This is a genomic window from Microcoleus sp. Aus8_D2 (assembly GCF_036702665.1).
Taxonomy (GTDB): Bacteria; Cyanobacteriota; Cyanobacteriia; order Cyanobacteriales; family Microcoleaceae; genus Microcoleus.
This window is the reverse complement of sequence record NZ_JAUBUN010000035.1, coordinates 2,880-24,858: the sequence shown is the minus strand read 5'-3', so window position 1 is coordinate 24,858 and position 21,979 is coordinate 2,880. Positions and strand designations below refer to the sequence as shown.

At 45.2% G+C, this 21,979-nt stretch carries 19 protein-coding genes; 13 read left to right on the top strand and 6 right to left on the bottom strand.

Annotated elements, in window-relative coordinates; all coding sequences use genetic code 11:
- From QUB64_RS23595 to QUB64_RS23575, 5 genes are all read left to right on the top strand, one after another.
- Positions 1-288: an NfeD family protein gene (locus tag QUB64_RS23595; protein WP_333266521.1), complete on the top strand. Its 288-nt coding sequence runs from the start codon at positions 1-3 to the stop codon at positions 286-288.
- A 100-nt stretch (positions 289-388) separates the two neighbouring features.
- The gene (locus tag QUB64_RS23590; RefSeq protein ID WP_333266519.1) at positions 389-676 is read left to right on the top strand and encodes an NfeD family protein; all 288 of its coding nucleotides are present in this window, start codon (positions 389-391) and stop codon (positions 674-676) included.
- 97 nt (positions 677-773) lie between these two features.
- Entirely contained in the window at positions 774-1,061 is a 288-nt protein-coding gene (locus QUB64_RS23585; RefSeq protein WP_333266517.1) for an NfeD family protein, read from the top strand.
- Between the two features lie 126 nt (positions 1,062-1,187).
- On the top strand, positions 1,188-2,066 hold the full coding sequence (glyQ, locus tag QUB64_RS23580; protein ID WP_333266515.1) for a glycine--tRNA ligase subunit alpha: 879 nt from the start codon (positions 1,188-1,190) through the stop codon (positions 2,064-2,066).
- A gap of 269 nt (positions 2,067-2,335) precedes the next feature.
- Positions 2,336-3,103 carry an ABC transporter ATP-binding protein gene (locus QUB64_RS23575; RefSeq protein ID WP_333266513.1) on the top strand — a complete coding sequence of 256 codons (768 nt, stop codon included), beginning with the start codon at positions 2,336-2,338 and terminating at the stop codon, positions 3,101-3,103.
- Positions 3,104-3,193: 90 nt separating this feature from the next.
- On the opposite strand, the gene QUB64_RS23570 is transcribed toward QUB64_RS23575, so the two are convergent.
- The 3 genes from QUB64_RS23570 to QUB64_RS23560 form a co-directional block, all read right to left on the bottom strand.
- Entirely contained in the window at positions 3,194-4,777 is a 1,584-nt protein-coding gene (locus QUB64_RS23570; RefSeq protein WP_333266511.1) for a DHA2 family efflux MFS transporter permease subunit, read from the bottom strand.
- Positions 4,778-4,947: 170 nt separating this feature from the next.
- Positions 4,948-6,219, bottom strand: a complete 1,272-nt coding sequence (locus tag QUB64_RS23565) for an MFS transporter (RefSeq protein ID WP_333266509.1) — start codon at positions 6,217-6,219, stop codon at positions 4,948-4,950.
- A gap of 415 nt (positions 6,220-6,634) precedes the next feature.
- On the bottom strand, positions 6,635-7,147 hold the full coding sequence (locus tag QUB64_RS23560; RefSeq protein ID WP_333266507.1) for a DUF2808 domain-containing protein: 513 nt from the start codon (positions 7,145-7,147) through the stop codon (positions 6,635-6,637).
- Between the two features lie 534 nt (positions 7,148-7,681).
- On the opposite strand from QUB64_RS23560, the gene QUB64_RS23555 reads away from it, so the two are divergent.
- The 3 genes from QUB64_RS23555 to QUB64_RS23545 all read left to right on the top strand — a co-directional run bounded on the left by QUB64_RS23555 (position 7,682) and on the right by QUB64_RS23545 (position 10,931).
- Positions 7,682-8,830: a Re/Si-specific NAD(P)(+) transhydrogenase subunit alpha gene (locus QUB64_RS23555; protein ID WP_333266505.1), complete on the top strand. Its 1,149-nt coding sequence runs from the start codon at positions 7,682-7,684 to the stop codon at positions 8,828-8,830.
- Between the two features lie 401 nt (positions 8,831-9,231).
- Positions 9,232-9,525 carry an NAD(P) transhydrogenase subunit alpha gene (locus tag QUB64_RS23550; RefSeq protein ID WP_106150865.1) on the top strand — a complete coding sequence of 98 codons (294 nt, stop codon included), beginning with the start codon at positions 9,232-9,234 and terminating at the stop codon, positions 9,523-9,525.
- The gene (locus QUB64_RS23545) at positions 9,522-10,931 is read left to right on the top strand and encodes an NAD(P)(+) transhydrogenase (Re/Si-specific) subunit beta (protein WP_333266503.1); all 1,410 of its coding nucleotides are present in this window, start codon (positions 9,522-9,524) and stop codon (positions 10,929-10,931) included. The genes QUB64_RS23550 and QUB64_RS23545 overlap by 4 nt, the downstream gene beginning before the upstream one ends.
- 507 nt (positions 10,932-11,438) lie before the next feature.
- Here QUB64_RS23545 and QUB64_RS23540 read toward each other — a convergent pair.
- The gene (locus QUB64_RS23540; protein ID WP_333266501.1) at positions 11,439-11,780 is read right to left on the bottom strand and encodes a DUF433 domain-containing protein; all 342 of its coding nucleotides are present in this window, start codon (positions 11,778-11,780) and stop codon (positions 11,439-11,441) included.
- Positions 11,781-11,879: 99 nt separating this feature from the next.
- On the opposite strand from QUB64_RS23540, the gene QUB64_RS23535 reads away from it, so the two are divergent.
- Entirely contained in the window at positions 11,880-12,347 is a 468-nt protein-coding gene (locus tag QUB64_RS23535) for an excisionase family DNA-binding protein (RefSeq protein WP_333266499.1), read from the top strand.
- A gap of 47 nt (positions 12,348-12,394) precedes the next feature.
- Here QUB64_RS23535 and QUB64_RS23530 read toward each other — a convergent pair whose 3' ends face one another.
- Both QUB64_RS23530 and QUB64_RS23525 read right to left on the bottom strand, forming a co-directional pair.
- Entirely contained in the window at positions 12,395-13,381 is a 987-nt protein-coding gene (locus QUB64_RS23530) for a hypothetical protein (RefSeq protein ID WP_333266497.1), read from the bottom strand.
- A 3-nt stretch (positions 13,382-13,384) separates the two neighbouring features.
- Complete coding sequence (locus tag QUB64_RS23525) at positions 13,385-14,023, bottom strand: competence protein CoiA family protein (RefSeq protein WP_333266495.1); 639 nt, start codon at positions 14,021-14,023, stop codon at positions 13,385-13,387.
- A gap of 317 nt (positions 14,024-14,340) precedes the next feature.
- Here QUB64_RS23525 and QUB64_RS23520 point away from each other — a divergent pair, with 317 nt between their 5' ends.
- The 4 genes from QUB64_RS23520 to pruA all read left to right on the top strand — a co-directional run bounded on the left by QUB64_RS23520 (position 14,341) and on the right by pruA (position 21,861).
- On the top strand, positions 14,341-14,667 hold the full coding sequence (locus QUB64_RS23520) for a DUF433 domain-containing protein (RefSeq protein ID WP_333266493.1): 327 nt from the start codon (positions 14,341-14,343) through the stop codon (positions 14,665-14,667).
- Between the two features lie 210 nt (positions 14,668-14,877).
- A complete protein-coding gene (locus QUB64_RS23515) occupies positions 14,878-17,400 on the top strand; it encodes a protein-arginine deiminase family protein (RefSeq protein ID WP_333266490.1) in 2,523 nt (840 codons plus the stop codon).
- 431 nt (positions 17,401-17,831) lie between these two features.
- Positions 17,832-18,800 carry a hypothetical protein gene (locus QUB64_RS23510; RefSeq protein ID WP_333266488.1) on the top strand — a complete coding sequence of 323 codons (969 nt, stop codon included), beginning with the start codon at positions 17,832-17,834 and terminating at the stop codon, positions 18,798-18,800.
- Positions 18,801-18,885: 85 nt separating this feature from the next.
- Positions 18,886-21,861 carry an L-glutamate gamma-semialdehyde dehydrogenase gene (gene pruA, locus QUB64_RS23505; protein ID WP_333266486.1) on the top strand — a complete coding sequence of 992 codons (2,976 nt, stop codon included), beginning with the start codon at positions 18,886-18,888 and terminating at the stop codon, positions 21,859-21,861.
- Positions 21,862-21,979: the final 118 nt, after the last annotated feature.

Sequence of the window (21,979 nt, the reverse complement as noted above, 5' to 3'; positions counted from 1 at the left end):
ATGTTCAACGTAGTAAAAGCTTTCGGTTCTATCTTCTCCACTCCAGCATACTCCACAGCCAAGAATATGTTAATCGACAACTACGTCAACACCAATTTTAACTATTTCAACGAAGAAGCAGTCGTCGATGAATCGATTTACCCGAATCAAACAGGTCGCGTCCGCTTCCAAGGTAGCTGGTGGCCCGCACGGTGCGATCGCCAAATGACTCTCACACCCGGAGACACCGTTTATGTCATCGGCGTTGACAGCATCACTCTGTTAGTTTCCCTCATTCCCGCAGACTAAGACTAAATCAGAGCTTCAACAACCAGGAAATGCAACCTTTTAAATAGCACAAACAGGCGATTAAAGTTCCATATATTGTAACAAAACAGGAGTCAATATCATGTTCAACGTAGTAAAAGCTTTCGGCTCTATCTTCTCCACTCCAGCATACTCCACAGCCAACAATATGTTACTCAAAAATTACGTCAACACCAATTTTAACTACTTCAACGAAGAAGCAGTTGTCGATGAATCGATTTACCCCAATCAAACAGGTCGCGTCCGCTTCCAAGGTAGCTGGTGGCCCGCACGGTGCGATCGCCAAATCACTCTCACACCCGGAGATACTGTTTATGTCATCGGCGTTGACAGCATCACTCTGTTAGTTTCGCTCACTCCCGCCGATTAAATCAGAGCATCAACAACCAGGAAATGCGACCTTTCAAATAGCATACACAGGCGATTAAACTTCCATATATATTATTAACACAACAGGAGTCAGGGAAATGTTCAACTTAGCAAAAGCTTTAGGTTCTATTTTTTCTGTTCACACCTACAGCACAGACAACAATATGTTAATGGACAACTATATCAACACCAATTTTGTCTATTTCAACGAAGAAGCAGTCGTCGATGAATCGATTTACCCGAATCAAACAGGTCGCGTCCGCTTCCAAGGTAGCTGGTGGCCCGCACGGTGCGATCGCCAAATCACCCTCACACCCGGAGACACTGTGTATGTGATCGGTGTTGACAAAATCACTCTGTTAGTTTCCCTCACTCCCGCAGACTAAACGAGAACTAGATCCAAACTTCCTAATTTTTCACACCACACATGATTTCGGCAGGGTTTATTTAGATAAACCCTGCCTTTTTTATGGTTAAATAAGTTAAGATACATCTTAGCGATATTGAAACCAGTGAACTTTCAATCAGTCATTGCAACTTTGAATCAATTCTGGAGCGATCGAGGCTGCCTGATCGCCCAATCCTACGACACAGAAAAAGGTGCAGGAACCATGAATCCCCACACCTTTCTCAGAGCAATTGGGCCTGAACCTTGGTCTGTCGCCTACGTCGAACCCTGTCGCCGCCCTACTGACGGACGCTACGGCGAAAATCCTAACCGCTTCCAACATTACTATCAATATCAAGTTCTGATTAAACCCTCTCCTCCCAACATTCAAGAAGTTTATTTAGACTCCCTGAGAGCATTAGGAATTCGCCCCGAAGACCACGACATTCGCTTCGTAGAAGATAACTGGGAATCGCCCACATTAGGAGCTTGGGGCGTCGGTTGGGAAGTCTGGCTCGATGGCATGGAAATTACCCAATTTACCTATTTTCAACAGTGCGGCAGCATTGATTGTCGCCCCGTTTCGATTGAGATTACCTACGGGCTAGAACGGCTCGCGATGTATCTCCAAGAAGTTGATGCGATGACAAAAATTCAGTGGAAAGATGGCGTAACTTATGGTGACGTTCACCTGCAAGGGGAAATAGAACAGTGTACTTATAACTTTGAAGCTTCTAATCCTGAATTGTTGTTTACTTTGTTTGGATTGTACGAGCAAGAAGCGGAACAATTGACACAAAAAGGTTTGGTTTTGCCGAGTCTTGATTATGTACTAAAATGTTCTCATACTTTTAATTTGCTCGATGCTAGAGGTGTGATTTCGGTAACGGAAAGAACTCGCTATATTACTAAGATTCGCAACTTGGCGCGGCGTGTTGCTCAGCTTTATTTGGAACAGCGCGAACATCTGGGTTTTCCTTTGGATAAAGCTGTGAAGGTTTGACAAAGAAGTTCGGTAACGGATTCTTGAATAGATGGCGGGTTTTGCCTTGATACAGTCGATTGTTTCATAAATTCTGATCGTTGGGCGGGGGCGGGTTTTGCCTGGAGATTGTTCGTGATTGTACAAGTTTTTGCGCTAAACCCGCCCCTACAATATACCAATACAGAGAGGGCGGGTTTTGCCTTGATATAGTCGATTGTTTCATAAATTCTTGGCTAAACCCGCCCCTACAACAGACCAATACTCATACGATATTTTAAATTAATTCAATGCCTAATTATTCAGAAAATAATACAGATACAACTGCTCAATTGCGAGTTGATCGTGTAAGTGTGAAAACGCCGATCGCCTCCAGCTACTTATTGGAGAATATCTCGTTTCAGGTACAAAAGGGATCTCGCGTGGCAATTGTGGGCCCTTCGGGGGCTGGGAAAACTACGCTGTTGCGGTTGTTAAACCGACTCAGCAGCCCCACCAGCGGCTCGATTTATCTCGAAAATACGGATTACCGGCAAATTCCGGCGATCGAACTTCGGCGACAAATCACCCTGATTCTACAGGAATCGAAGCTGTTGGGGATGTCGGTGCGGGAAGCTTTGGCTTATCCTTTGAAGCTGCGGGGTGTGAGTGCATCAAACATTGCTGAGAGAATTAGCGGGGCGATCGCACAATTGCGCATACCCCAAGAATTGCTCGATCGCACGGAATTGCAGCTTTCCACGGGCCAAAAGCAGTTAGTGGCGATCGCCCGCGGCATAATTCTGCAACCAAAAATCTTGCTTTTAGACGAACCAACATCGGCCCTAGATGTAGGAAAAGCCGCCAACCTTTTGGAAGTATTGACACAGCTAACTAACGGCAAAACCACAATTTTAATGGTCAATCACCAATTAGAATTATCCGAGCAATTTAGCACCAGAATTCTGCATTTACAGCGCGGCAAACTTATCGAATATTTGCCATCTAATCAAATAGATTGGGTGCAACTGCGGCAAGATTTAATCAAAGCAGAAGCAGAAGCCCAACAAGAATGGTGAATAAACTAAAAAACATTTCTTGAGGTACGTTGTTGCGCTTTAGCGCTTTCTTCTATATAAAAAAGCGCCCAAGCGCAACAACGTACCTTCTCAATGAGCTCCCCCACCACCAGCACCAGGTTTCACCTTTTTAAAACCCAAAATAGCAATTCCGCTTAACAACAAAGCAATTCCCACAAAGTAAAAACAATCATTAAAAGCCATCACATAAGCTTCCCGACGAACCAAACCATCAATCGCCTTAATTGCCTGTTCTTTCGCCACACTCAGATCGGCCCCGCGACTCACAAAATACTGAGTCATTTGATTAAGTCTTTCCTGCGTTGCCGGATTGTACAAAGAAACAGATTCCCCCAATCGATTCGAGTGAAATTGCTCGCGCTGCGTCACCAAAGTTGCTAGGGCCGCAATCCCCATCGAACCTCCCATATTTCGCATCATATTAAACAAACCCGAAGCAGAACCAGCCTCGTGTTTCTCCATCCCAGCAGTGGCAATAGTTGATAGCGGCACCATAATTAAAGGTTGTCCTAATGCTCGCACTAATTGCGACCAACGCAACTGATCGATACCTGTCTCGTGAGTCATGCTAGCATTCATAAAACAGCTTACCGCAAACAAACTTACACCTATGCCGATCAGCAGCCGCATATCAATCCGCTGCATGAGTTTTGGTACCACCGGCACGATGAATAACTGCGGTACGCCAGCCCACATAATCACCTCGCCAATTTGCATGGCATTGTACTGCTGGATCTGACCTAAATACAGTGGTAGAATGAACACCGAACCGTACAATCCTACACCTAACGAAACATTCACAATAGTTGCTAAGCCGAAATTGCGGCGAGTTAGCAATCGCAGGTTGATAAACGGTTTTTTCCGAGTTAGTTCTATCCAGAAAAAAGCACCGATAAATATCGCAGCAACTATGCTTAAACGTACAATAAAATCAGAACTAAACCAGTCTTTGCGGCTGCCTTCTTCTAATACAACTTGCAGGGAACCCAAGCCGATCGCCATTGAGATAATTCCCCACCAGTCGCCCCCTTTCAGCAATTCTAGTCGCATCGGTGCCGGAGCGACAGCGTACCACACAGCAGCTAGCAGCATCAGCCCCGGAACCAAGTTCAAATAAAAGACATATTGCCAGCCGTAATTCTCCGTCAGCCAACCTCCCAATGTCGGGCCGATGGATGGTGCAAAAGTAGCTGTCAGTGCAAACATTGCCATGCCAATCGGCTGCTTTTTGGGCGGCAAATTTGTCAGCAAAAACGTAAAAGCCATCGGGATTAAAATCCCGCCACTCAATCCCTGCAAAGCCCTAAATACAATCATTGAATTCAAATTCCACGCCCAAGCGCAGCACATGGAAAAGAATATAAAGAAAGCGGCATTTACCAAAATGTAGCGGCGGACTGAGAACACCTGCGACAGCCAGCCTGTAATCGGAATTACGACTATTTCTGCGACTAGATAGGCGGTGGAAATCCAAGAACCTTCTTCTAAGGTTGCGCCTAAAGCTGCTTGGATGTCTTTGAGAGATGCGTTGGTAATTTGGATGTCTAAAACTGCCATGAAAGCGCCGAGGATTGTTCCCATGACGCCGATCCAGGTTTTTAAGGGAACGCGATCGTCGCTCTGCTGTTGGGGAATTGCACTGGTATTTGCCATTGTTTAACCTCTGGTGTAATTAATTTGGATGTTTTCACCGCAGAGGGCGCAGAGAACACAGAGAAAGAGTACACTGAGGTTTATAAATTAAACTAGATTGCTACCAAATATTATTTTTTAGGTTTGGCAATCTTGTTTGATTTTGCTGTTTGTGTTTCGGTACTCGATCGCTACTGCGGGATTAAACCTATTTTTTGATAAAGTGGTCGGACTAAGTTTTTTAAGGCTGGAAGCTGTTTGGTGAAAACTGCCGCTCCTAAGATACAAATTATACCACCAACTATGACTGTATTGGGAGCGCCGATATAATTGGCCAATCCGCCTGCTACTAAATTCCCAAAAGGACTCACCCCAAAAAATGCCATCGTGTAGAGGCTCATCACTCTTCCGCGTTTGTCGTCTTCAACTATTGTTTGCAAAAATGTGTTTCCTCCTACAAATAGCAAAATGAAACCTAACCCAACGAACAACATCATGATTAAAGACAACCACAAGACGCGGGACAAACCAAAACCTATAAGTCCAAATCCCATAATGGCCGGTGAAATAGCAATTAATTGACCGATGCCGACGACACTTTTGCGTCCAATCAAATAAATCGCGCCTGCAAATGCTCCGACTCCGGAAGCTGCCATCAAAAAGCCGAGTGTTTGTGGGCCTCCGTTCAGAATTTTTGTGGCAAAAATCGGGACTAAAACTGTGTGCGACATTCCGGCGAAGCTGACTAATGCTAACAGCATTAAAATTGCTCGAATCGGGGGAAACCCGAAGGCATAAACGAATCCTTCTTTTAATCTTTGTAATGGTTTGGTATTAGTAACTGCAATTTTACGGGGTTTGAGCTGCATGGCTAATAAGCCTGCAATTACAGCGATGTAGCTGAGTCCGTCCATGAGAAAGCAATAACTCGGGCCGACTGTACCTATTACCAATCCGGCAATTGCTGGGCCGATCAGTCGGGCTCCGTTGAACATCGAAGCGTTGAGGGCGATCGCATTTGGTAAATCTTCTTTCTTTTCCACGAGCTCCGGCACAAAAGCTTGCCGTGCGGGCGCGTCAAACGCATTAACTGCCCCTTGAAAGAAACTCAGTACCAGGATCTGCCAAATGTTCACGGCTCCTGTTAGCGCTAAAAATGCTAGGGCTAAGGATTGAACCATCGCTAATATTTGAGTGGCAATTATCACTCGGTGACGGTTCCAGCGATCGATTAAAACTCCTGCAAAAGGCAGTAAAATTAATGTGGGGATTTGACTGGTAAATCCCACTACGCCGAGCATCCAAGGTGAATCGCTCAAATGATAAACCAGCCAAATAGTAGCGACTTGCGTCATCCAATTGCCAATCAGCGAGATGCCTTGTCCTGCAACAAACAGGCGATAATTTTTCGATCGCAGTGCTGGAGGAAGTTTTATGTTTTTGATTTTTGCTACAAGATTCATGTATCAGTTTCGTTAATATTTTGTATGGTAGCGCCCAAGGGCATACACCTAATTAGCTAGGGGCAGTCATCGGGGAATTACCATAGACTTATTTTACGAATCAAATACAATTGCGGTATGAGCCTCTGGTTCGATTTTACGATTTCCGAGAATCAGGATTTGAGTATTCAGGGTTGATGCACTTTCTTCAAAGAAACTGGCTTTTTTGGGTGTCTGGGGGCTACAAGCGAGTATTTTTGAGTGAAAACCCGGTTTCTGGCAAAGGAGCGCGCAATATCGTGTGCGATCGATTAACATAACAAAAACAGTTCGTAGTGCGGACTTAAGTCCGCAGCAAGTGAGCGGACTGAAGTCCGCACTACGAACCTTTGAATTTTTGTGTCGCTCGACTAACTAAAAATTGCTTCCGGGCACCTCAATCAATGCTTAACAGCCAAGTCCCTAAATAACGCATCAATGGAACGTCCCCAGGAGTCCGGATGCGGACGTTGAAATGGTACATTCCGCCCGGACTTGGGTTTCTGACATTGGAGAGCACTACCTCAACGTTGTTACCGGCAGGAATTGGCTCTGCGGGATAAATTTCTATGAATCGATTTTCTTTGTCCCAGATTACTTCTTGCAATGCTATTGTTTTGTCTTTGACGCGCACTTTAATATCTTTTTGGTCGAATTCGCCTTTGTAATAGTCTGGATAAGTAATGTTGAGTTGGGCGATCGCCAAACTTACTTTTTTGGAAGGAATTCGCAGCCGGTATCTGTCGCCAGCCATTCCGGCTTTGCCGTAATCCAAGCGATAGTTTAATTGGTTAGCGCGTTCGGGGCCGCCGAAAATCGTGAATCCGGGCATCGACTGGGCTAAACTGATGGCCGGTAAGCCTGTCAGCAAGCAACCTGTAACTGCTAGTGCTGAAAATAATCGTTTCATAATCACTCCTCTAATCAAACTGCTGGTAAAGCTTAAATATCGATCGCCCGAAATTTGCGATCGTGCCTACAATATACCGAATGTCTCAATAATTCTCTCAGCCGGAACGCCCGCGCTCGCTCATTTTTTTTTTGCGTAATAATACTGACAACAGACATTCAAACTACGGAATTAGGCAGCTTTCTATCATATCACCCTGGGCTGCAAGGTTAACAGTTTAGTGAATTTGAATCTATAAGACAAGTTAAAGAAGCGAGTGTAATTTTGGGGATCGGCTTTAGTATCAACGTGAGAAGTTTAGGGCAACGGGTGCTTAAATGTAAAGCCCAACAGCCAGCGATTGAAATCGCGCCTACACAAACGATGTCCGCGGAGGCGGACTGTCCAAGCCAGCCAGCGATTGAAATCGCGCCTACACAAACGATGTCCGCCTCTGGACTGAGAAATTTGAATTTCAACCTGCTCCCGTCAGGTGAGAGTCTGTGCAGATGCGGTTTCAACCGCCCTGTCTATGTTTAGAGTAAAGGAGAGTTCATGAAATTAGCGATCGCCAAAGAAGTCGAAGCAGGGGAACGCCGGGTAGCCTTAGTACCCGACGCTGTAGCCCGATTAGTCAAACAAGGCGTCGAAGTTTGGGTTGAGGCGGGTGCGGGTGCAAAATCCTTTTTCTCGGATCTTGCTTACGAAGAAGCCGGAGCTCGTGTTATCGCCGATACCGCTACGCTGTGGGGCGAAGCCGATGTCGTCGTCAAAATCGGGGATCTCAAAGAATCAGAAGTTCACCAACTTCGCGAAGGAGGAGTTTTCATCGGATTTTTGAATCCTTTGGGAAATCCGGCTTTGGTACAGCGGTTGGCCGATCGCCATGTTACCGCATTCAGCATGGAAATGATTCCGCGCACCAGCCGCGCTCAAAGCATGGATGCGCTGTCATCCCAAGCTAACGTCGCCGGCTACAAAGCCGTACTGATTGCAGCCTGTGCATTACCGAAATATTTTCCGATGCTGACAACGGCGGCGGGTACAATTCGCCCCGCGAAAATATTGGTGATGGGCGTGGGCGTTGCGGGCTTACAGGCGATCGCGACAGCGCGCCGTTTGGGCGCAGTCGTCGAAGCCTTCGACATCCGCCCGGAAACCAAAGAACAAGTGCAAAGCTTAGGCGCTAAATTCGTTGATGTCGAACTCAAAGAAGAAACAGTCGCCGCCGGTGGTTACGCAAAAGAGTTATCAGAAGCAGCCAAAGAATACACCCGCCAAGTGCTCACCCAACACGTCAGCGCTTCCGATGCAGTGATTACCACCGCTCAAGTTCCCGGCAAAAAAGCACCTATTTTAGTTACCCGCGAAATGGTTTCTCAAATGAAACCCGGATCGGTAATTGTTGACCTCGCGGCGGAACAAGGCGGCAATTGCGAGTGTTCTGAAGCGGGGAAAGATGTTGAATGGAACGGCGTTAATGTCATCGGGCCGATTAATTTGCCCTCCTCGATGCCAGTACACGCTAGCGAAACTTACTCGAAGAATGTCTCGGCTTTGCTTCAGTTGATGCTAAAAGATAAGGAACTCAATTTAAATTTTGAAGATGATATCATTGCTGGTTCTTGTGTGGCCCGCGATGGCGAGATTAGCAACCAGCGAGTTCGCGATGCTTTGAGTGCTGCCGCAGTCAGCAGTCATTAGTCAGCAGTCAGTGGTCAGTAGTCAGCAGTCATCAGTCATTAGTAGGAAAAGGGCTGTTTTCATGAGTGTCAACTTAAATCTAAAACCATTGATGAATCTCATTTGTAGCCAAGGCCTGATCCCCCTAAATCCCCCTTAAGAAGGGGGACTTTGATTACTTCCGGTTCCCCCCTTCTTAAGGGGGGCTAGGGGGGATCGAGTCTCGGCAGTAAACAGCAGTCTATGAATGCGTTTGACATGGTTGTTGACACCAATGGACTGGTTGGCAAACGGTAAAGCTTTGACAGTTGATAACTAATGACCAATGATAAATGACTACTGACAAATGACTACTGACAAATGACTACTGACAAATGACTACTGACTACTGACAAATTACCAATTACCAATTACCAATTGTTATGGCAGAAGGATTGATTGCAGGTTTAGTGGTGTTTACTCTAGCGTCGTTTGTGGGATTTGAAGTAATCAATAAAGTCCCGCCGACGTTACACACACCTTTGATGTCGGGATCGAATGCGATTTCGGGAATTGCGGTTTTAGGGGCAATTCTGATTTCCGGCCAAGGCAATGTCACTGTTACTTCGATTTTGGGGACGATCGCGATCGCCCTGGCCACAATTAACGTTGTCGCCGGTTTCTTAGTAACCGATCGAATGCTGCAAATGTTCAAGAAAAAAGAGGTTAAAGCGTGAGCGATTTTCTGCCCAGTGGCATTCAGCTAGGCTATCTAGTGGCCGCATCTTTATTTATCGTCGGTTTGAAACAATTGGGTTCCCCGGCGACTGCGCGTCAAGGAAACGTGTTAGCTGCGATCGGGATGTTAATTGCGATCGTCGGTACTTTGCTCGAAAAGCAAGTTATCAGTTACGAGTTGATTGCTGTCGGAATTATCATCGGTTCCATTTTAGGAACAATTATGGCGAAAACCGTCGCCATGACGGATATGCCGCAGATGGTAGGTTTGCTTAACGGTTTCGGTGGTGCTGCTTCTGCACTCGTGGCTGTAGGCGAATTCTGGCGCTATCTCAGCATCCCGGAATCGCCAACTCCCGACGCGACAATTACAATTCTTTTGGGCGTTTTAATCGGCGGAATTACCTTTACTGGTAGCCTTGTAGCGTTTGCAAAATTGCAAGAATTGCTACCCGGTGCTCCGATTTCGTTTCCGCTGCAACAACCGTTTAATGCCATGCTGGCGATCGCACTTTTAGCCGGTAGCGGTTATATGGTGTTTCACCCGGAAGATGTGCCGGTATTCCTCGGTTTGGTGGCGATTTCTAATATCCTGGGCATCATGTTTGTGCTACCGATTGGTGGCGGTGATATGCCCGTGGTAGTGTCGCTGCTTAACTCTTATTCGGGGATTGCGGCGAGTGTAGCTGGGTTCATTTTAATGAACAATATGCTAATCATTGCTGGTGCACTTGTGGGCGCGTCGGGAATCATTTTGACGCAGATCATGTGCAAGGCGATGAATCGATCGATCTCTAACGTGTTGTTTGGCGCGTTTGGAGGCGGTGGCGGTGGTGCGGCTGCTGGGGCTGCTGCTGGTGGCGCGATCGACAAAACGGTACGCAGCATCAATCTCGAAGAAAGTGCGATGATGTTAGGCTATGCGCGATCGGTAGTAATTATTCCCGGTTACGGAATGGCTGTAGCGCAAGCCCAGCATTCGGTACGCGAGTTAGCCGACGGTTTGGAAAAAATGGGTGTTGACGTGAAATACGCGATTCACCCGGTAGCTGGGCGGATGCCGGGGCACATGAATGTGTTGCTGGCGGAAGCAAACGTGCCTTACCCGCAGTTGTACGATATGGACGATATCAACCCGCAATTTGACGAAACCGATGTTGCTTTGGTAATCGGCGCGAATGATGTGGTGAATCCGGCGGCGCGCCACGATACGGCGAGCCCGATTTACGGGATGCCGATTTTGGAGGTTGATAAGGCCAAACATACGATCGTAATTAAGCGCGGGATGAATGCTGGTTTTTCTGGTGTTGACAACGAGTTGTTTTACAAGGATAAGACGATGATGTTGTTTGGTAGCGCTAAGGATGTGGTTGCGAAATTGGTGGCTGAGGTGAAGCAGTTGTAATAGTTTTTACGCACATTAACGCGGATTAACGCAGATGATAAAACCCGGTTTATCAAATAAACCGGGTTTTTGTTTAGATTTTGATATCAACAGGACTTACACACCAAGATCATCGAAGAAACCGGGTTTTTTGCCTAATTTATGAAATACGGCGGATAATTTTCGTAAAAAACCCGGTTTCTGGCCACTCGCCAAGATCGAAGAAACCGGGTTTTTTGCCTAATTTATGGACTACGGCGGATAATTTTCGTAAAAAACTCGGTTTCTGGCCACTCGCCAAGATCGAAGAAACCGGGTTTTTTGCCTAATTTATGGACTATGGCAGATAATTTTCGTAAAAAACCCGGTTTCTGGCCACTCGTGCGTAAGTCCTAATCAATATTCTAATACGCTTGGGTTAACACTTTTTTTGTCATTGCGAGTGAATGACGATATCGGATTGATGATACAAAAGCTGCACGCGATATTCAGGGTCTATATTTTCGTCTAATAGGTATTTGACAGTCATTAATGAACTCGATCCAATTGTTTAGATGTGTTTTTTTGCTCCTTAATTTGACGCATTTTTAAAACAAAAGGAGATGGGTTGCGATCGTATTCAGCTTCAGCTTTGAGGCAGTATTCTAACCAATCTCCTACATATTTACCTACAATTTCTTGATTTTCCAAGTAGTACAAAATTGTGGCATAAATTTGAGCCACAGTCAGAATACGAAATTTTTGAGCTATGGATTCGGGAGTTTGGCCGCAGTGGATGTATTCGTAGAGAACGTGTTCGATACCTACGCGGGTTCCTTTGATGCGGATATCTTCGGGTGTTAAAAAGTCAAAGTAATCTTCTAATTGCATGATTTTATGATTTTTTGGGTTGCATTGTCATAAATGGCGATCGCTGACAAGCTGGAGTTGCTATCATAGTAGCATTAAACCAATTCATGAAGCATACCCATGAACCGACAAAGAATCCTCCTAGATCCGGTTTTTCCGACAGAGGAAGAAACAGAAGTTATTAAATTGTTGGATAAACTGCGAGAGAATGAGATAGAAAATGGTGATTCTGAGACATTAAAAGTAAAACTTGTGCAAATTGGCTCTGAGGCGATCGCACTTCCTGAATCCCTCTATCAATTGCTGCGTCAAGCTGCACATTTAATGGCTGCTGGTCGAGCCGTGTCTTTAGTGCCGATCGAGCAAGATATGACTGTTGAAGAAGCGGCTATTTTGCTGAATGTATCGCAACCATTTTTGATAAAACTGTTAACAGAAGGGGCGATTAAGTATGTAAAAGTAGGGTCTGAACGGCGGATTTGTTTAGCAGATTTAATCGCATATAAAAAGCAGCGCACTGTTAAACGCCGCGAGATTTTGAGAGAATTAGCTGAGTTTAGTCAAGAAGAGGAACTCTGCGGAGAATAGAGTATACAGCTAGCAGGCTGAATCCCTATCCTGTATCTACTCATTTTCTACTTCGCGGTAAGCTCCATCGCTCTAAGCTTAGTTGCTCTGATTCTGTTTTGGTCTAAGATTTGCACCCGTTCTTGCTTGTACATAGGGAGATTGTCTATGTTACTAAGTTCTCCCAATTCCCAACAACCATCCTTAATTTTAGACCCAGCAATCCTATTAATTATTCCGGCTTTTTCCAAGGATTGAATCTCACTACAAACACCTTGCGGTTTATCGGAGATTTTAAGTCCTCTCAATATCTGTTGATAATTTAAACGCCTCCATATTTGAAACAAATTTAAAACTAAGTTTTGGATATCAAGATAAAAGACATCACGATCTAAAGGTTGAAAATCTTCAAAATAAGTCACATTCCCTGTATGTGTTAGACAGAATTTTAAATCGATTCTTTTTACTTGATTATAATTAGATGTTAATTCGTAAATCAGCTTCATGCAATACTTTTCTAATGCCTCTACAGACGCAAGTGATAACAGAGCTTTAGTTTGCTCTTTATCTAGCTCAAAAAAATCCCATACCTTAACCCATTTATCTTGTATTAATTGATAAACAGTACAAGAAAAACATAAGTTAACTTCCGAAGGAGCGTACAGGCCATTCTTTTTTTTATCCTGTTTGCAAAATGTATAATAATAATTCCTGTGCAATCTGTCAAGACAGTTAAGTACACCGTGAATCCTTTCTTGTTTATAAAGAGTCCTCAAAAAAGCAAAGTCGTTAAAAAGTAGGTCACTGGCTTCTAAAGAATTAGATTTATATACAATATAATTTTCTAAAAATGGAACGCACCAATCAAGAGATTTTTCAATCCAAAGTGGTTTTTTAACCACTTCTAATGTTGTGTCGTCACGAGTAGCTTGGATTTCTAAATTACCGAAATTTAAGAGCGGTTCTTGAACCACCTTTAATGTGGTGTCGTCACGAGTAGCTTGGACTTCTAAATTACCGAAATTTAAGAAATGATTTTTTAAAGAAATTTCCATTATTTATGTAGCCTCCGAGTCTTGTATGCTTCTTTCAAAATTTAAAATGTATGGATATTTACCAAAATAGTCATAATACCAAGTAATATTATCATTTGTCTCAGCACTTTTCCCGAACAACCAGTCAAAAGTAACACCTAAACTGCGGTAATCTTCAGACCGTGACTCTAACATTTCTGGAGTAATTGCAGATAATTGATACTCAAAAACATAAAGTTCTCCACAAGGAAAGTTAAAAGCTACATCGCAGATTCTATATTTTCCGTTTTCCAGTTTAAGTAATTTTTCAAACTCCAGAATTTCTTTGCATAAAAAACCTTTAGATAATTTTTCTACCTTTTCAGCTATCCATCGTTTGCCTTCTCGGTGTTCTTCTGATTCTCCTGGTGAGTATTTTTCGCCTTTTTTAAAATACTCATCTGAAAACTCAAGATGTGAAGGAAATTCTCCCGTATAAGTTGAACGAAAGTGCGACCTTACATTTGTCGTATAGCCATACTGGGTTTTTCTGTCATATCCTGAAACATGAATACAAGGGGTATCCGTGAATTTGTCTAATACTAAATTTTTGTGTTCTTCCTTGTTGTAATCTTGAGCATCTAATGTTTTGTTAGTACCTTTTATTTTGGCTGTTAAACTCATAACTACTTGGAAGAGTTGACTACATATATGATATTATATCACAAGCCATAGTAAATGGTACTAAATTATCAACATTTTCCCCCACATTCCCTACCGTCAACTGTCAAAGAGGATAGAAAATAAAAAGACTCTAAAATATTGAGTATTTTTACTTAGATTATTTTGGGCTGTCACAATCCATCGTGACAGTTAAGGATGCAGAATGTAAGTTAAACTTAATAAGTAGAAAATGGCGAACGCTGGAAAAGGTTAAGCAAGTGGATAAAGTGCTATAATCTAGCTAGGATATTCTATCTGTAAAAAGGGGATAGTCAATAATGACAATAACCGAATTAAAAGTCAAGCTAGCATCCTTAAATTCAGCAGATAAAGCAGCAGCGATAGAATTTTTACTTCAAACCGTAAGCAATGGTTCCCTAGGTATTAAAAAAACTCCCGGCGTGTGCGGCGGTGATGCTTGTGTTGGCAATACTCGGATACAAGTTTGGGTACTTGTCGGGTATCGCCGTCTCGGATGCAGTGATGCTGAACTTTTCAAGTGCTATCCCCATTTAACTGCGACTGACTTAGTAAATGCTTGGGCTTATACTGATGCTTACCTAGAAGAAATTGAAACAGCAATCATAGAAAATGAAGCAGCATAAAACATGGCGTGAATATCCCATAACACGACTTACCGACTCCGACAAAGAAACCGGGTTTTTTACCTAATCTGTCGGTAGTAACAAAGTATTTTCGCGAAAAACCCGGTTTCTGGCCCCCATGCTAAGTCCTATTTGCCCAAACCCATCCTAAAATCTGACTAAATGCACCAAGATTAGGTAAAATCATCTGGGTGTCTGAGGATTAACTATATGCGCTGGGTTCGATATGTGGCGATCGCGATCGTCAATTCTTTCGGTGTCGTCATCGGTATAATTTGGGTTGCAATCCCCGCAACACTCGCTCAACCTTCCCTAAACTACCAACTCGCACTCTCCCCCCGACAGCCCGACGGCGACACTCCGCAATCGCTCCCGGAACTCTACAAATTGCGCGATCGCCTCAAGGTACAATTAGATAAACTTGCCCAAACTCCCGACAGCAGCCTGTTTTCCCCTGAATATTGGAAACCAGAAAGCCCCCGCCAGCAATCCCAAACTCTCGCGCAGCAACTCCAAAACCTTCAAAATCAGATTGAAATAGAAAAACAAGCCAAAAATAACTGGGACGAAGCTGCTAGATTAGCCACCCAAGCCGTCGTAATTGGACGCACTTCTAAAGCCGATCCTGCTACTTGGGAACAGTCGCAACGCTTTTGGCAATTGGCTATCAATAACCTCCGACTCATTCCCCACGGTTCTTTTTTGGCTGAGCGGGCGATCGACAAAACCATCGAATATCAAGGAAACCTCACTCTCGCTACCTACGAATGGCAAGTAGCACGTTCTACACAGAAAATTAGAGCCGAGGAAGAACAGGTAAGAGAAATTGCCAGAAAAGAGCAAGATAAAATAGAATTTGCTCGCCGCGAAATTGAGAGAAAAGAACAAGAGAAAAAAGAACTCGCCCGCAGAGAACTAGAAAAACAAGAATTTGCAAGGCAAGAATTAGTCCGCAAAGAACAAGAAAAACAAGAACTCGCCCGCAAAGAACTAGAAAGGCAAGAATTAGCACTAAAAGAACTCACCCGACAAGAATTAGAAAAGCAAGAACTCGCCCTAAAAAAACAACAAAGAGAACAATTAGAACTCAATCAACAACCAACTCCTCAACCAACTCCCGAATCAACCGCAACAGCCACTCCCGCGCCAGAAACCCCCGGCACGTTGCAGACCAACTTCTTCTTTGCGGGAGATACTAATAGAGATGGCAAAATTAATCAGCTAGATGAAGCCGGAAAGGATCAATGGTCATTGTCTAGTGGCGCGCTAATTCTGTTTAACGAGCAAAAGAGCGATCGCCGCAGCAAAATACCAACTTGGCAAGAAACCCAAGTTAGCGTCCCCCGCCGCGCAGCAATGCTTTCTCAAGTTAACTTAATCCTGTCGGAAAACTTCAAAGATTCTCAATTATTCATCACCGCTGATAGCATTGGTAGCCCTCATGTCAGTGTTTTTCAGAAAACTGCCGACGGCTGGCAACCTGTAGATATATCCGGCGCTAAACCCCTAATTTTCAGTACAAATATTGTATTAGGTGTCGAAGCAAAACAATTTGCCGATCGCAACTGGAACGGCACTGTTAATCTCAAAGCAACTGCCGAAAATAACGGTCAACAAATCGCCGCCACCACAATCCAAATGGGCGTTAGTCCTTGGATCGTGCCTGCCAATACCGCACCTGTAACAGAAGTTCAGGTCAGCGACAGAGGTTCGGCAAACAGCGAATTTATCTCCCAACTAAAACAAGCAGTAGAACCCACGGGCGCTCAAGTAAGAATCATCCAGGGAGATAATGCTTGGATGCAAGACATTCAGAAAAACGGCTACGTTCAAATTCCCGAAAAATCAGAGCTGCGTCAAGTTAATGTCGCCATTAAAAGCAATCACGAGTCAGAGAAGAACCAGCCGGCTAAATCAAGTCAAGAGCGGGATTTGAGAGTATTTAAAATTGGCAAACCTCGCTCTTTCGACCCGGTGAATCAGTGGTCTGATGGTTACGGAAATTTGCAGGTAACTCCGCCGATTCCCGGACATCCAATGGGTCGAGTTTATTACGGGAATTCCGGGAATGTTAGTTTTAATCCAGAGGTACTTGATTTTATTCAAGCTCAAAGAATTCAAGGCCCGGCGGTGGATATTGATACTTCTTGGCTTTTGACTCGCCAAGTCGATGAAATTATCAATTTTATTCCCAGTCAAACTCCCGGAAAATATATAATGGCGATCGCCAGTCCAGAAGCGGGAGTTAGACTGTTGGAAGAATTGGCGGGAAAAGGTTACGGCGATGTTACTATCAATCGCGGTTTGAGCACTGAAACCACAGTCAGCGCCGCTTTGAAAAATCCAGCTTTAATTCAACACAATCTCAATCTGCAAAAGCAGAAACTTAATCCGCTTTTAGAGAAGTTGAAAAGAGAGTTTTCCCTCGCAGACGACCAAATCATTCAAGTTCCAGCTATGTTTGGCTACAGCGGTTATGCTTGGTGGCCGAATATGGTAAATTCGGTGCCAGTTAACGGCAAGTTGTTAGTCTCTAATCCGCGCGGGGCAATGATTGACGGTCTAGATTACACTCAAGAAAGATTGCGCCAATTGCTGCTGACTGCTGGCGTTAGCGTGAGTTTTCTGGATGATAGGTATTATCAAGAATTGAAAGGAAACGTGCAGTCGGCGACGAATACTGTGAGGAAGCCTGAACCTATTCCTTTTTGGCAATCTTTGCCTAATAATTGAGTATCTTGTAGGGGCCCGTGAGCCAAAAATCTCAACCAAAAACCAACAATCTCAAAAACCCGCCCCCACCCAATGATAAATTTACATCTACATTTTTCCCATCAGAAAGTTTTGATTTCAGTGAAAGTAGGGTGCGTCGCTGCGATCGTCCCGGTAATTTACGACAATATATGAGCGACGCACCCTACCGCGAGTGAAAGTAGAAAGTAGGGTGCGTCGCTGCGATCGTCCCGGTAATTTATGACAATATATGAGCGACGCACCCTACCGCTAGGACTTACGCACGGGTGGTCAGAAACCGGGTTGATGGACGAAAATCCTTCGTTGTAATGCAGAGATTAGGTAAAAAACCCGGTTTCTTTGGCCTTAATGCACAAGTCCCGATCGCGTAAAATGTCTAAAAGCGCTATTTGTACAATAAATTTAGCCCCATGAACGACGAACAGGAAAAAAATCAAATTTTGATTCAGCAACCGGAAACAATTTCAACTGACAGCGATGAGTTCGCGAACACTGCAATTACCAGTGCAGATTCAACTTCCGAACCAGCAGAAACTCCTACAGAACATCCCCAGATTGAAGCTGCTTTAACAGCCACTTCCGAAACCGCAGAAACTCCCGCTATACTTGCGCCAGAAGATATTTCAACGGCAATGGACGAAGCCGAAAGAGTCCCAATCCCCGCCGACAATGCGCCGGAAACCAGTCAAATAGTCGGTTATTCGCATCCCACAACTTACACAGCCAATCCCGAGCCGAAACAACCTCGAGTTTGGCAAATTTTGGCAGTTTTTCTCAGCGGAATGTTAGTCGGTTCCGTGCTCAGTCTCGGCGCTTTCCTAGGGTGGAAAATGTATCAAGAAAGAGCAAACATTCAAATCAAACTGCACTCGGACGTACCCCTCCCCGAAAGCCCTCCGCCTGTCCCAGTAGCGCGCGCCAACCGCCGGCCCGGAGTTCCCCCAGCACCCCAGCAGACACTGCCCGCCACCATCCCTCCGTCGCCCGCTCCGACTAAAATACCATCTCTGTCTGCCGTTGGGCAACTTGCTTCACCCTCGCCGTTGGCTTCGCCTGCTGCTTCTCCCCCTGCGGTAGAAACCCCTGTAACTGAGCGAGTTAACTTTCAAGCCGGTGCTACGGGAGTTACTCTGAGAAATAGTTTGCGAGCCAACAAATCCAAGCGCTACTTGCTAGAATGCAATAGCGGCCAAAGCATGACAGTAAACGTTCAAGAAGGTCAAGTTAGTGCAGATATTATTGCTCCTAACGGTGAAAAAGTCGGTACTGTTGATAGCACAGGTCAGTGGCAAGGTCAACTACCCAGCAGCGGCGATTATACTATTGAAATTTCGGGCGATAGCCAAGCAAACTACGGAGTGAAAATTGAAGTCAAATAGCAAGTATAATTGTATCAGGGGGTAGTTGCACAATAGATCGACCCGCCCTGGTTGCCAATTACCAATTACCAATTACTAATTACCAATGGTCGCACAAGTATCTCCAAGCATCTACGAAGCAAAGACTCAGGAAATTGCTAAAGAAATCCTTAAGGCAACTCAAGACAAAAAGCGATCGTTTTTCGGTCAATTGCAAGACCAAATGCGCTGGGACGACAAACTGATGGATTGGGCAATGGCCAGCCCCGGATTGCGGGTGCAATTGTTTCGATTTATTGACTGTTTGCCCGCCCTCCGCAGCAAGCCGGAAATTGCCCGCCACTTGCAAGAATACCTGACTGTGGAAGAGGTAGAATTGCCGGAAGCTTTGAAAAAATTGCTCAGCTTTGCTAACGCTGATTCTGTCCCCGGCCAATTGGCTGCGACGACGGTTGCGCCTGCTGTAGAAACTTTGGCGCACAAGTATATTTCTGGGGAAAATATCAAGCAGGTAATTAAAACCTTAGAGCGGCTTCGCAAAGATAAAATGGGTTTTACAGTTGACCTTTTGGGGGAAGCTGTGATTACGGAAACTGAGGCGGAAGTTTATCTGAACCGCTATTTGGAATTGATGGCGGAACTGGCGAATGCAGCTAAGAATTGGTCGCAGGTAGATGCTATTGATAAGGCTGACGGGGAAACTCTGCCGCGCGTGCAAGTATCTGTGAAGTTAACGGCTTTTTATTCTCAGTTCGATCCGCTGGATGCTAAAGGTAGCGAGGAGAAAGTTAGCGAGAGAATTCGTCTGTTATTGCGGCGCGCTAAGGAATTGGGCGCCGCCGTTCACTTCGACATGGAACAGTACGCCTACAAGAGTTTAACTCTGAGCATTCTCAAAGACTTATTATTAGAGGAAGAGTTCCGCAGCCGCACGGATGTCGGAATTACCATGCAGGCATATTTGCGCGATAGCAAGCAAGATTTGCAAGACATTATTGCTTGGGCGAAAAAACGAGGCACTCCGCTGACAGTGCGGCTGGTGAAAGGCGCTTACTGGGATCAGGAAACTATCAAGGCGATGCAGAAAGATTGGCCGCAGCCTGTCTATAATGACAAAGCTGCTACGGATGCAAATTTTGAAGCAATGACTCAGTTGTTGCTGGAAAATCACGAATATTTGTATGCTGCCATTGCCAGTCACAACGTGCGATCGCAAGCTAGGGCGATCGCAATTGCCGAAACTCTCAATATACCGCGCCGCCGCTTTGAAATGCAAGTGCTCTACGGCATGGGCGACAAACTGGCCAAGCTTTTGGTCGATCGCGGTTATCGCGTCCGAGTATACTGTCCCTACGGCGATTTGCTCCCAGGTATGGCTTATTTGATCCGCCGCTTGCTGGAAAATACCGCCAACAGTTCGTTTATCCGGCAAAGTTCCGAAGAAATGCCGATCGAACAATTATTAGCCGCCCCAGTCGCCAATGGCAATGACCAGCTAGTTTACAGCAAAGTATTCCCCAACGTCGCCGATACCGACTACGCCAATACCAAATTGCGGCAACAAGCAGAAGCAGGTATCAAATTAGTGCGGGCTAGCCTAGGTCAAACCTACTTACCACTCATCGATGGCGAGTACCAAAACACCGAAACCACAGTTAATTCCCTCAACCCTTCCAATCCCGCAGAAGTAGTCGGCAAAATCGGATTAATGTCCGAATCGCAAGCCAAACAAGCCCTGGAAGCAGCAAAAGCAGCCTCCACCAGTTGGCGGAAAACCCCCGTTCGCCAGCGCGCCGGAGTCCTCCGCAAAGCAGCAGAATTGATGGAACAACGGCGCCACGAACTATCAGCTTGGATGGTGTTTGAAGTCGGCAAACCCGTCAGAGAATGCGATGCAGAAGTTTCCGAAGCTATTGATTTCTGTCGGTACTACGCCGACGAAATGGAACGGTTGGAACAAGGGCAAAATTACGACATTCCCGGAGAAACTAACCGCTATACTTATCAGCCACGCGGCATTTCTCTGATTATTTCTCCTTGGAATTTCCCTCTAGCAATTCCCGTCGGGATGACAGTAGCATCGTTAGTTGCAGGTAACTGTACTTTGCTCAAACCTGCGGAATTTTCCACAGTAATTGCAGCCAAAATAGCCGAAATTTTGTTAGAAGCTGGAATTCCCAAAGGCGTATTTCAATACGTACCTTGCAAAGGTTCAACCGTCGGCGCTTACATGGTGAAACATCCCGATGTTCACATGATTACCTTCACCGGTTCCCAGGAAGTTGGCTGTCAGATTTATGCTGATGCTGCGATTTTGCGGCCGGGACAAAAACACCTGAAACGAGTCATCGCGGAAATGGGCGGCAAGAATGGCATTATTGTCGATGAAAGTGCGGATTTAGACCAAGCAGTTGCAGGCGTAGTTTATTCCGCCTTTGGATACAGCGGCCAAAAATGTTCCGCTTGTTCGCGAGTGATTGTGGTCGAGTCGGTGTACGATACTTTTGTGGAAAGATTGGTAGAAGCCACGCGATCGCTCAATGTCGGCCCAGCCGAAAATCCCGGCACTCAAGTCGGCCCTGTCATCGATGCTTCGGCGCAGTCGCGCATCCGGGAATACATCGAAACAGGTCGCGCCGAAGCTAAGATAGCCTTAGAAATGGCTGCGCCGGAAACCGGTTATTTCGTCGGCCCAGTCATTGTGACGGAAGTAGCGCCGAGTGCAACTCTCGCCCAAGAAGAAATTTTCGGCCCGGTTTTGTCGGTGATTCGGGCTCATAATTTCAATGAAGCGATTAACATTGCTAACGGTACAAATTTTGCCTTAACTGGCGGATTGTATTCTCGCACGCCTTCGCATATCGATCGCGCTGTGGCCGATTTTGAAGTCGGAAATCTGTACATCAATCGCGGAACCACCGGCGCTGTGGTATCCCGCCAACCCTTCGGAGGATTCAAACTTTCGGGAGTTGGTTCTAAAGCTGGTGGCCCGGATTATTTGCTACAATTCCTCGAACCTCGCACCATCACCGAAAATATTCAGCGGCAAGGTTTTGCACCGATTGCAGGAGTAGACGATTAATCATTTTTTGGTTCGTAGTAAGGACTTCAGTCCTCTCTTAAGGTTCGTAGTAAGGACTTCAGTCCTCTCTTAAGGTTCGTAGTAAGGACTTCAGTCCTCTCTTAAGGTTCGTAGTAAG